The following is a 12,257-nucleotide window of genomic DNA, read 5'->3' as shown; positions in this document are numbered from 1 at the left end:
AATTTTAGCGCCGCGCGGCGATTATAAAAAAAGATTCTGGTCGCCGCTAGATAGGGAAAAGATGGAAGTAAATATTCAGGAAAAGTTCAGCTTAACGTTTGGGATTTTTTAAATCGTAGCGTTCCACCATGCGGCTAATTTCTTCGGGGGTCATTCTCGCTTTACTTGAAGCGCTGCTACTGGCAGCCGCGCTTGTTGCAGCCATTTTACTTTCAGCGGCTGCTTTTTCGGCGCTGGCTTTCTCATCGGCCTTGCGCTTCTCTTCTTCCTTTTTCATGAATTCTTTGTGTGCAGCTTCATCTTCCAGGCGCACAGTCACGCGCCGGTTTTGCGCGCGCCCGGCTGCGGTTTTATTATCGGCAATAACAAACTTGTCGCCATGCCAACGGGTGGTAATTTTCGTTGCTGCAACACCTTGTTCCGTCAAATAAGCCGCTACCCATTCAGCTTCCTGTTTGGATAAGGCTTCGTTTGCTTCAGGTGCTCCAGAGTTATCACTGTGGCCATCCACAAACACACCAACCACATTCGGATCAGCTTTGATATAACGCGCGACCTTGCCCAACTCTGCCTTTTGAGCTGCCGTTAAGCCCTCTGGTTTTTCCGCGTAATTAATAGAAGTTCTCGCCACTTGCGCAAAGCTGTAGGGAATAAGATCCGCTATGCATTGCTGATAACTTTTGAAGCCCGCTGCAAAATTTTTTGCATTCAAGACCACCCGCATAATCGACGAGCTGGAAGATGCGCTTACTACTGGCTGGGATGAATACATAACATTCACCCCCGCAGTTAACTGTGCAACAACAGGTGCAATCTGTGCTGTTGTTAACTTGATGGGCTGATTACCCGCCTCAACCTTAAAAGCCCCCAAAGGCACAGGAACAAGATCATTTCGCCATTGCGGCGGCAGGGTTTCAGCACCGGCAACGCTCCCCGGAAACACAACCTTACCTTGGGATTCCAGATAAAACGCTTCTGCTCCGCCAGCTTTGCGCGAAAAAATGGCTTTACCAAAAACGGGAATTGTATGGGTCAAACTGCAAGAGAAAGGATTGGATGCGAGCTTCCACTCTGACGACGTCATATCGGCCGTATACATTTGCGCGCTCGCCCCATGTGCAACCAAAAGCCCGGCAATAACCCCATAACGCGCACTAACCCACATGTCATAAACCCAAAAAGTATTAACTGAAAAACGAACCCGGCTTGAGTATAGCCAAACCTGCCTGAAGCTTCTGCCCACTCGCCTATTTAATTAACGAAGTGAAGCTTGATGCGCTCATACCCGGTACGGCTCACTGGCAATTTGGTTCCATTATGCAAAACCGCCACTTGAGCATCTTTACTGATTCGCTCCAATCCTTTAATGGCTGACAACCTGACTATGAACGAACGGTGGATGCGCACAAATTCCTGACTATTTAATTGTGCTTCCAATGACGACAAACTCTGGGTTTTGAGGACGGACTTTCCCTGCCAGCAAATGTTAATGTAATCGTCCTGGGCCTCAATATAATCAATATCAGCCAGCGGAATAATCTGCACCTGACCGCGATCACGCACTACTATGCGCTCCAACCTGGTCTCGGCAATTAACACTGGAATATTGGTGTGCTGCACTCCCTGCAATGTTTTTGCGCGCGCAATCGCTTCATCAAAGCGCTCTTGCGAAAAAGGTTTAAGCAAATAATCCACCGCGTGCAAATCAAATGCCTTGAGTGCGTACTGGTCATAGGCGGTGGTAAAAATCACACCATTGCTACGGCCGGTAATTTCCAAAACTTCCAAACCGCTTAAGCGCGGCATGTGAATATCTAACAGAATCAAATCCGGTTCGAGTTTAAGAATTGCCTCTACCGCATCTTCGCCGTTGGCACATTCACCAATAATATTTATATCGCTATGCTTTGCCAAATATTCACGCGTCAATCGGCGCGCAAGTGGTTCGTCATCTACGATTAACAATTGCAAGGTCATAACGATAAAATTCCTTGTGAATTTTTCTGCTTATCAAAACTCATTTATTCAGTGACCATTTCTAAAGTGCTTAAAAATCTAGTGGAATAATAATTTCCACACGAAAGCTTGTCTGGTTTTTTTGCCAGGTCATGCGCACCCTGTCGCCGTACAAATTTTCCAAACGTGCTTTAAGATTTTTAAGCCCGGTACCTGTACCTGCCGCTGAGGAGGGCTGACTGTCAATCGGGTTGCTAATCGTCATATACAACCAGGTTTCATGCACCGCGCTCATAATGGATACCACACCGCCTTCGCTTAAATTACAAATACCGTGCTTGATGGCGTTCTCGACCAAAGGCTGCAAAAACATCGGTGGAACTTTTGCTGAAAGTGATTCAGGCTCAATAGCAATATCTGTCGTCAGGCGATTATCAAAACGAATTTTTTCTATCGCAAGATAATGCTCACACAGAGCCAACTCTTCGCTTAAAGCAATGTACGTATTTGAAGACAATGCCAACGACTTTCTAAAAAAACTGCCCAACTCAATAATCATTGCACGCGCTGCGCTTGCATCGATTGCTGTAAGCGCACTGATAGAGTTCAGGCTATTGAATAAAAAATGCGGGTTAATCTGGCTACGCAGTACTTGCAGCTCCGCATCGCGCGCCAACACTTGTGCGGCTGATCGTTTAAGCTCTGCGTCGCGGATATTTTCAAAGGCGATGAGTACATCATGCGTTAACAACGAAACTAAATACGCAAGACAAGCAACGCTAAACAATACCGCAATTAATTGCGGTGTCATCGCAATACCTAAACCCTGTAGACCTATTGCAATTACCAGATTATTAAACAGAAGGCACAGGCATAACCATACGAAAGCTGACAACAGCGACGCGCTGGAAAATGAAAATATGACGCGCTGCGCAGTACGATTCGCCAAGGGCAATGAACGACAAATATAATAAGCCGAGGTCGCCATAAACCCGTATACCAACAAGGCCGGTACTGAAAATAATAATGCCGCGTTCCAATTTGTGCCTTGGGTAATGACTAAAATCCAGGCCAGCGCGACTCCGGCAATTGCCCAAGCACACAGGTACCAGGGCAAATAACGTAATTGAAATAATATTGGGTACATAGCAATTCAACTTTGGTTTTGTTTATTGAATCGTCCCTGTTAATTTTTTATTTCGACACCGCCCATAATCACGGTACCCGTAATAATCAAGCGCTTGGCTGTTGCGGGCGATGCAAAACTTTTATCTTCAATGCCGCCCATAATTGCTGTACAGCGGTTGACCACAACCCAATCAGCGGGAATTTTTAACGCAATTCCACCCCAGGTGGCCCACAGGTTGAGCACTGCTTCAGATTGAATGGAAGCGCCACGCAAATCTAATTCAACACCGCCCATAATCGCCGTTAATTCACCACCTTTAAAATCTGGCGAATTATTAACGGTTTCGTTGCCGCCCATGATGGCGGTGATATCAAGCACAGAATTGGTATTTTTAAGCTCTTCATCACTTAAAATTGTTTTTGACGAATCCTTAGAGCGCGAATGATCCTTAAATATGATGGAAATCCCCACACCAATTAGAATCACCGGCCACCAGTCGTGCCAACTGAAATGGATAATCCCGAGATTGTTCAACTGCATCACCACACCTATGGCAATAAAAATGCTCCCGGTGGCAATACTCGAACGGCTTTTGGACGCCGCAATTTTTAACAACCCAACGACTACAAAAACGGTTGGCCAAAATTGAAATATGCTTCCGATACTGAAAATACCTAGTCTATCGACGAGTGCTAAAATGCCCAGAGCGATAATAAATCCGCCCAAAATAATCCGTTGATTTAATTGTTGATGACTCATGATTAGCCTCAGGGAAAGTAAATGTGTGTGTGTGTTGGCAACCTGCTTACTATTGCAAGTCAAGTTGCAATGGAGCCACCTTAAGACAGGGCTCGCCAGTTGTCGCGCATTATTCGGCGACTGACGAATAAACTCGGTAAACAGCGCTTGGAGCCACAGCAAGAGAACTTCTAGCTGTGCCCCAAGGCTAATTTTGGTAAGATGCGGCAAGTTTTTGAATTTGAAGAGAAAGCCGCTCATGTCGCAGTCCCCCGCGCCGCAACAAATCACTATTACCCGCCCAGATGACTGGCATATTCACCTACGCGATGGCGCTGCCCTGAGCCGCACAGTTAGCGATGCCGCCGAGCAATTCGCCCGCGCGATCGTTATGCCTAACCTGGTGCCGCCGGTAATGAATACCGAGCAAGCGCTCGCCTACCAAGCGCGCATAAAGGCGGCTCGCCCCGCCGGTAACAAGTTTGAACCCCTCATGGTGCTTTACCTGACTGACAGCACGGACCCGGCGGAAATCGCGAAAGCTAAGGCTGCTGGCGTTACCGCAGTTAAACTCTACCCTGCGGGCGCGACCACCAATTCTGCATCAGGCGTTACAGATTTAACTAAAGTCTACCCAGTGCTGGAGGCTATGCAAAAAGCGGGAATGCCGTTTTTGCTGCATGGCGAGGTTACGGATTCTTCAATTGACATTTTTGACCGTGAAAAAGTGTTTCTTGATCGCACATTCAGCAATTTGGTTAAAACCTTTCCCGAATTAAAAATGGTACTGGAACACATTACAACGGCCGACTCCGCTGAGTTTGTTGCTGCTGCGCCTGCCAATGTTGCAGCAACTATTACCGCACACCATTTGCTTTACAATCGCAACCACATGCTCGCCGGTGGGATTCGCCCGCACTATTACTGCCTGCCGATTCTCAAACGCAACACCCACCAGGCTGCACTGATAAAAGCGGCTACCAGCGGTAGCCCCAAGTTCTTTTTGGGTACTGACTCGGCCCCACACGCGAAAGACAAAAAAGAAGCCGCTTGCGGTTGTGCTGGCAGCTACACTGCCTATGCCGCCATTGAGCTCTACGCGGAAGCCTTTGAAGACGCAGGCGCACTGGATAAGCTCGAAGGTTTTGCCAGCCACTTTGGGCCGGACTTTTACCAGCTGCCGCGCAACGCTGATCAGATCACCCTGGTAAAGACCCAATGGCAAGCCCCTGAAACCCTGGTTTTTGCAGATATAACCTTGGTACCGCTAAGAGCGGGTGAAAACTTGCGTTGGCAACTGCAAAAGGCATAAGTCATTTTTTTGAATTGAAAGCTCTCGATTAAGGCTCTCTAGTGAACCCACCTGAAAACCAAAAAGATCCATCGTCGCCTCTTGCACAGCGTTTTCGCGGCTTTTTGCCTGTGATTATTGATGTCGAAACCGGCGGCTTTAATTCACAAACCGATGCCTTGCTTGAAATAGCTGCAGTCACAGTTCGGATTGATGAAGAGGGGCTTTTGCATCGCCATGAAACTTTTGCGTTTCATATTGAACCCTTTGAAGGCGCCAACATTGAAAAAGCTGCGCTGGATTTTACAGGCATAGATTTAGATAGCCCCGACCGCATGGCCGAGCCGGAGTTGATGGCGCTAACAGATATGATGCAAGCGGTGCGTCGCTCCGTTAAAGAAAATGGCTGCACCCGTGCAGTGGTTGTTGGCCACAACGCGCACTTCGATTTAAATTTTTTGAACGCAGCCGTTGAACGCTGTGATCTCAAACGCAACCCGTTCCATCCCTTCAGCGTGTTTGATACCGCAACACTTTCTGGTCTCGCTTTTGGCCAAACCGTACTCGCAAAAGCTTGCCGTTGTGCGGGCCTGGAATTTAGTAATAGCGCCGCGCATTCCGCCGCTTACGACGCAGAAAAAACTGCCGATTTATTTTGTTTTATCGTGAACAAATGGAAAGAATTTGGCGGCTGGCCGATTGCGATTTGTGAAGAGGATGAGGAAGCGGAATAACAAAACACTAAGCCCCAAACCTACAAAAAAAGCGCATAGATCTATGCGCTTTTTTATTTTTACACAATTAATTTTTATTTGATATTAATTTCAGGTAACACAGGCGTTGCAATAACTTGTTTTTCTGTTGGCGCAATCACTTCTGCAATACCCTTCGCAATTAATTTCCCATCCTGATTGTGCGCTTCGCATTCCAGCGTAACGATTTTCACCCGCTCTTTAATTTCACTCACTTTTAGAGTGACAGTCACAGTATCGCCAATTTTTACCGGGTGCTTGAATGTAAGAGTTTGCCCGCGATAAACCGAGCCCGGCCCCGGTAATTGAGTTGCAATAGCCGCAGAAATCAACGCGCCAGTCCACATACCGTGGGCTATAGGCTCACCGAAAGGCGTTGTCGCAGCGTAAGCTTTATCTAAATGAACTGGATTAAAATCGCCCGAGCATACTGCGAATAAAATCACATCTTTCTCTGTAAGTGTTTTGCTGTATGTTTTGGTTAGGCCTACAGATAATTCTGTGATAGGAAAGTTTTCTAATTGCGACATGGTGTAAACCTGATTAATTCATGTAACCACAGTATACCCAAAACGACAAAGCCGAGCTATGCCCGGCTTTGCTTCACCAATCTTATAATCGAATTATTTTTTGGAAAGTGATTCCAATTCTTCTTTCAAACTTCTCATCCAAAAATCAAACGCGAGCTTGATTTGAAAATTGTTTTGCACACGATTATTTTTTTCCCAAATAGTACCAAGATCATGTTCGTCACTAGTTGTTACAACTAGCTTATTCGAGACAGAATCATAAAGTTCAAAGGCAATGGTCATGCGCCCAAAGCCCTCGCTATAAACGTCCATTAAATTCGGGCGACCTTTGGAATCGTCTTTTGATGCTAATGGAGATATATCAACAATTTTTGCTTTCAATAAGAGCGTATCAGCTGCAGGTTGTGTTGCAACAGAATAGGCCCCATCGTCAAACAAATAACGTTGCGCTGATGACTCGTATTTTTTTTGATAATACTTTTTATCTTCATCATTCAGCTCCCAAGGTTCATCAAACGAACGCGTTGAGCTAGGTTTAAAAATTTTAGTTTTGGAAAGATCCAAATCGCTAAGGATAATTTTTTTGTATTTCCCAAAGCTGGTATTAGGCGCTGCATAAGAAGCATCAAAATGTGGCTTTGGAACCGCTACCAGCCCCGCTTGCAAAGCTTCGCTTTGGGTAGCTTTCTCATGGGATTTCAGGTAGCCGCAAGCACTCAAACTCACGACTAAAATTGCTAACAAAATGGGGGATTTCATGGCTCTCTCCTGCATAGTTTTTTCTTTTAACGCACCAATCGGTGGACGACAATTTTTATACCTTTTGCGTTACCTATTGGATCATAACATCCATAAGAAAAGTGTTTTTAGTTAGATGTTTTTTGTTAAAGATTGTTCCCTATGCCGAATTTGCCTTAAACAAAGGTTTAGGTAGCTGGACACCAAAAGTGTGTATAAACAACCCAAGGTTAGGAAAAAAGGGTATAAACGAAATGTAAAGAAATGTTTGCATGTTACCGATAGTGACTATACTCCATTTACTCAGACGGTTTTAAGTCTGGGTACAAACTCCGTGAAATGGTAGAAACAACTACCGCAGTACTGGATAGTTTAATTCAAAAATACCATTTCTCTTGCAGGTCAAACTTCTAAAAATGGTAGCAAAAATATGTCATATCATGTTCAGCAAAACACCCAGCAAAGATCCCTCGGAATTTTTATTGTTATTGCTTTCCACCTACTACTCATTTGGGCTCTCACCACAGGGCTTGCGCAACGAATAATTAATGTACTTCCGCTGGTCCCATTAAAAGTAGCTCCCATAGAGGAGAAAGTTACACCCCCTCCACCGATTGACGTACCCAAACCTAATGTCGACAATAAAACACAAATTATCGTTGATACGAATCTGCCAGTGGTTGATTTTGCAAGTGATACTGGGCCGCAAGTTATCAAACGTGGCGGTGGCGATATTATCCAGACCGCGACCATGTCGAAACCGCGCTTAATTAGAGCGACCAAACCAGACTACCCACTCGCTGCTTCACGTTTAGGTGAGCAAGGCGCTTCCGGTTTAAGGTTTCTGGTCAATACCGACGGCAGTTTGAGCAATGTTGAATTGGTTACTTCGAGCGGCTCAAGCAGACTAGACGAAGCTGCCATCAAACACGCCAAACGTAATTGGGCATTCACGCCCTGCATGGAAAATGAGAAAGCTGTTCCCTGTTGGCATCAAACCAAATTGGTTTGGCGCCTGGAGGATGCCAAACGTTAATTGAAATATTGAGACAATAAAAAAGGAGGCTTTCGCCTCCTTTTTTACTTGTACCGCCAGGCGATTAGCCCACAAATACTCGCGCATTTCTAAACAAACGCAACCAGGCACCATCATCTTTCCAATCATCCGGCTTCCATGAATTGCTCACTGCGCGGAATACACGCTCAGGGTGCGGCATCATGATAGTTACGCGGCCATCTTTGCTTGAAACTGCGGTGATACCCAAAGGAGAACCGTTAGGGTTAGCCGGATAGGTTTCAGTAGCATTCAGGTGGTTGTCGATAAAGCGCGCAGCAACAGTCCCACTCTCATTACAAACCTTTAACGCATCAGCATTGGGAAATTCTGCGTAACCTTCACCGTGAGCAACAGCAACTGGCATGTGTGAACCGGCCATACCTTTAAATAAAACGGATGACGATTCTTGCACTTGTACCAAACTAAAACGCGCTTCAAATTGCTCAGAAAGGTTACGCACAAAACGCGGCCAGTGATCTGCACCTGGAATTAAATTTTTCAGGTTGGACATCATCTGGCAACCGTTACAAATCCCCAAGCTGAAAGTGTCGTTGCGGTGGAAGAATTGCTCAAATTCATCGCGCACTTTGTTGTTGAACAAAATAGTTTTCGACCAGCCTTCGCCTGCGCCAAGCACATCACCGTAAGAGAAACCACCACAGGCTACCAGGCCTTTAAAGTCTTTGAGAGACACGCGACCTGAAAGCAAATCGCTCATATGAACATCAACAGCTTTAAAACCAGCGCGATCAAATGCTGCGGCCATTTCCACTTGGCCATTTACACCTTGCTCACGCAATACGGCGATAGAAGGACGCACACCAGTGTTGATAAAAGGAGCCGCAACATCTTCGTTTTGATCATAAGATAGTTTTACGCTCAAACCTGGATCAGTTTTTAAAATGCCTTCGAACTCAGATTTTGCACACGCGGGATTATCGCGCATCGCTTGGATACGATAGCTGGTTTCTGACCACAAGCTTTGCAGCACAGCGCGCGATTGATCGAACAAAGTATTTCCGTTTTGCGCGATACGCAGCGTGTCTTCATCGTTCAAACTGCCAATCACTTTCGCGTGGGTTACACCAGCAGCGAAGAAACGATCTAGCACAGCATTGGTTTTATCTTTCGCAACTTGCAGTACGGCACCAGCCTCTTCGCTAAATAAAACTGCGAGAGCATCGTCGCCCAAACATTCAATATCTACATCAACGCCTACATGGCCAGCAAATGCCATTTCGGCGAGCGTTGCGAACAAACCGCCATCGCTGCGATCGTGATACGCGAGGATTTCATTGGCCGCAAGACTTGCTTGCATTGCATTGAAGAAACCTTTGAGTTGCGCAGCGGAATCCAAATCGGCAGGAACATCGCCCATTTGGTTGTAAACTTGCGCGAGGATAGAACCGCCCAAGCGGTTTTTGCCGTTACCGAGGTCAATCAAAATTAAATCAGTTGCGCCTTTGTCGGTACGCAATTGCGGAGTTAATGTTTGACGAACATCCACCACTGGCGCGAACGCAGAAATCACCAAAGATAAAGGTGCAGTTACGGCCTTGCTCTTACCATTTTCCTGCCACGCGGTACGCATAGACATAGAGTCTTTACCGACCGGAATCGTGATGCCAAGTTCAGGGCACAATTCCATCCCCACCGCTTGCACGGTGCGGTACATTTTCTCGTCTTCGCCTTTATGGCCAGCAGCGCACATCCAGTTAGCAGAGAGTTTTACGTCAGAGAGCTTTTCAATGCGAGTTGCCGCGATATTGGTAATCGCTTCTGCGATTGCCATACGGCCAGATGCAGGGCCATCCAGCAAAGCAACAGGAGTACGCTCGCCCATACTCATGGCTTCGCCTTTGATGCTGTCGTAGCTCACAGTAGTTACCGCCACGTCTGCAACGGGAACTTGCCATGGGCCAACCATTTGGTCGCGCGCAACCATACCGGTTACCGAACGGTCGCCGATGGTAATGAGGAAGCTTTTGCTCGCCACCGCTGGATGCTTGAGCACACGCTCAGCGGCGTCATTGATATTGATATCTTCTGTCGAAAACGCGCTCACGGCCGCTTTGTGTTTTTCAGCAACGCGATGCATTTTTGGCGGTTTGCCGAAAAGAACTGACATGGGCAAATCAACCGGCTTAGCGTCGAAGTGTTTGTCGTTTACGATCAAATGCTTCTCGTCAGTTGCCTCGCCCACTACCGCAAAAGGCGCACGTTCACGCTGACAAATAGCTTCGAAACGCGCCAAATCTTCCGGCTTAATCGCCAGCACATAACGCTCTTGCGATTCGTTACACCAAATCGCCAAGGGGCTCATGCCCGGCTCATCGTTAGGCACATTGCGCAACTCGAACTTGCCGCCGGTGCCACCGTCTTTTACCAACTCAGGGAAGGCATTAGACAAACCGCCCGCACCCACGTCATGGATAAACGCGATGGGGTTTTTATCGCCTTGCTGCCAGCAGGCATCGATAACCTCCTGGCAACGGCGCTCGATTTCAGGGTTTTGGCGCTGTACGGATGCAAAATCGAGATCTTCAGATGAAGAACCCGAAGCCATAGAGGATGCAGCACCACCACCCAAGCCGATCAACATCGCCGGGCCACCGAGCACGACTAATTTTGAGCCCGCTTTAAATGGTGGTTTCTCAATGTGCTCAGCTTTGATATTGCCGTAACCGCCCGCCAACATAATTGGCTTGTGGTAACCGCGACGCTCGCCGTCGAAGTCTTCTTCAAAGGTGCGGAAATAGCCGCAAATATTGGGACGACCGAATTCGTTGTTAAAGGCAGCGCCGCCGAGTGGGCCGTCGATCATGATGTCGAGCGCGGTCACAATGCGACCTGGCTTGCCATAGTCCTGCTCCCACGGCTGGATGAAGTCAGGAATCTGCAAGTTGGAAACGGTAAAGCCATTCAAACCTACTTTTGGCTTGGAGCCACGACCTACTGCGCCTTCGTCGCGAATCTCACCACCAGAACCAGTACCGGCACCCGAAAAAGGTGAAATCGCAGTTGGGTGGTTGTGGGTTTCAACCTTCATTAATAGATGAATAGGCTGTTGGTTGTATTCGTAAGCTTTGGTTTCAGGGTTCGGATAAAAACGCCCTGCTTCGTGGCCAACGACAACTGCAGCATTGTCGGAGTAGGCAGAAAGTACGTTATCGCCGCCCACTTCGTTGGTGTTGCGGATCATCTTGAACAGGCTGCGCTCTTGCTCAACGCCGTCGATAGTCCAGGACGCGTTGAAAATTTTGTGGCGGCAGTGCTCGGAGTTCGCTTGGGCGAACATCATCAATTCAACATCAACTGGATTACGATTAAGGCCCTTAAAAGCATCAACTAGATAATCAATTTCGTCATCAGCTAGCGCCAAACCGAGGGATTTATTCGCAGCAACCAAGGCATCGCGACCGCCACCAAGGATATCTACACTCGTTTGTGGCGCAGGTTCTTGTGCGGAGAAGATTTGCTCCGCGGCTTCAAGGCGGTCAAACACGGTTTCCACCATGCGGTCATGCAAAATAGCGGTAATAGCCGCACGCTCAGCGGCTGAAATCGCGCCTTGCACATAGTAAGCAACGCCGCGCTCTACGCGTTTTACTGAATCCAAACCGGTGTTTTTAGCGATATCAGTGGCTTTAGATGCCCAAGGGGAAATGGTGCCCAAACGCGGAACCACCAGAAAAAGCTCTCCCTCATGACTCACTTCGCCCTCTACCTTAGGGCCGTAAGTCAATAGCTGCTGCAAAACGTGCGTTTGCGCATCAGTCAAAGGCGCAGACACATTGGCAAAATGCACGAATTCAGAGGAAATCCCGGTTACAGCTGGAGCCTGTTGTTGCACAGTGTTCAGCAGTTTTTGGGTACGGAAACTAGAAAGAGCGGGGGCGCCACGCAGAATCAGCATAGTGATTTGAGCCTCAAGCGTCGGGGTGTGAATTTAGGAGCGAATTAACGAGGCGCGCATTGTACTGGATTTATGGGCTGGCAGGAATTCATATCACCCCCAAGAGAGTAAAGATCGCACTTGTCCCACCACAAAGAGATGAGGCAACTC

General features: G+C 47.4%; 10 protein-coding genes. 3 read left to right on the top strand and 7 right to left on the bottom strand.

Annotated elements, in window-relative coordinates; genetic code table 11:
* Positions 1–91: 91 nt before the first annotated feature.
* The 4 genes from IE104_RS03985 to IE104_RS03970 form a co-directional block, all read right to left on the bottom strand.
* On the bottom strand, positions 92–1,165 hold the full coding sequence (locus tag IE104_RS03985) for a MotY family protein (protein WP_189416203.1): 1,074 nt from the start codon (positions 1,163–1,165) through the stop codon (positions 92–94).
* Between the two features lie 86 nt (positions 1,166–1,251).
* The gene (locus IE104_RS03980; RefSeq protein WP_229837604.1) at positions 1,252–1,977 is read right to left on the bottom strand and encodes a LytR/AlgR family response regulator transcription factor; all 726 of its coding nucleotides are present in this window, start codon (positions 1,975–1,977) and stop codon (positions 1,252–1,254) included.
* Positions 1,978–2,047: 70 nt separating this feature from the next.
* The gene (locus IE104_RS03975; RefSeq protein ID WP_189416202.1) at positions 2,048–3,103 is read right to left on the bottom strand and encodes a sensor histidine kinase; all 1,056 of its coding nucleotides are present in this window, start codon (positions 3,101–3,103) and stop codon (positions 2,048–2,050) included.
* A 39-nt stretch (positions 3,104–3,142) separates the two neighbouring features.
* A complete protein-coding gene (locus tag IE104_RS03970) occupies positions 3,143–3,844 on the bottom strand; it encodes a LiaI-LiaF-like domain-containing protein (protein ID WP_189416200.1) in 702 nt (233 codons plus the stop codon).
* A gap of 238 nt (positions 3,845–4,082) precedes the next feature.
* On the opposite strand from IE104_RS03970, the gene pyrC reads away from it, so the two are divergent.
* Both pyrC and rnt read left to right on the top strand, forming a co-directional pair.
* Complete coding sequence (pyrC, locus tag IE104_RS03965) at positions 4,083–5,135, top strand: dihydroorotase (protein WP_189416199.1); 1,053 nt, start codon at positions 4,083–4,085, stop codon at positions 5,133–5,135.
* A gap of 41 nt (positions 5,136–5,176) precedes the next feature.
* Positions 5,177–5,848 (top strand): ribonuclease T, encoded by a 672-nt coding sequence (gene rnt / locus IE104_RS03960; protein ID WP_189416197.1) that lies wholly within the window; start codon positions 5,177–5,179, stop codon positions 5,846–5,848.
* 74 nt (positions 5,849–5,922) lie between these two features.
* Here the strand turns inward: rnt and IE104_RS03955 are convergent, their stop codons facing one another.
* Together IE104_RS03955 and IE104_RS03950 are read right to left on the bottom strand one after the other, a co-directional pair.
* Positions 5,923–6,396, bottom strand: coding sequence for a MaoC/PaaZ C-terminal domain-containing protein (locus tag IE104_RS03955; protein ID WP_189416196.1), 474 nt, complete (start codon positions 6,394–6,396; stop codon positions 5,923–5,925).
* A gap of 93 nt (positions 6,397–6,489) precedes the next feature.
* Positions 6,490–7,155, bottom strand: coding sequence for a DUF3313 family protein (locus tag IE104_RS03950; protein ID WP_189416195.1), 666 nt, complete (start codon positions 7,153–7,155; stop codon positions 6,490–6,492).
* A 409-nt stretch (positions 7,156–7,564) separates the two neighbouring features.
* Between IE104_RS03950 and IE104_RS03945 the strand changes: the two genes are divergently transcribed.
* The gene (locus tag IE104_RS03945; RefSeq protein ID WP_189416193.1) at positions 7,565–8,170 is read left to right on the top strand and encodes an energy transducer TonB; all 606 of its coding nucleotides are present in this window, start codon (positions 7,565–7,567) and stop codon (positions 8,168–8,170) included.
* 64 nt (positions 8,171–8,234) lie between these two features.
* Here the strand turns inward: IE104_RS03945 and purL are convergent, their stop codons facing one another.
* Entirely contained in the window at positions 8,235–12,107 is a 3,873-nt protein-coding gene (gene purL, locus IE104_RS03940; RefSeq protein ID WP_189416192.1) for a phosphoribosylformylglycinamidine synthase, read from the bottom strand.
* Between the last annotated feature and the right edge of the window lie 150 nt (positions 12,108–12,257).

This window comes from Cellvibrio zantedeschiae (assembly GCF_014652535.1).
GTDB lineage: Bacteria > Pseudomonadota > Gammaproteobacteria > Pseudomonadales > Cellvibrionaceae > Cellvibrio > Cellvibrio zantedeschiae.
Note: the sequence above shows the minus strand (reverse complement) of the source record. Positions and strands in the feature narration are given on the sequence as shown.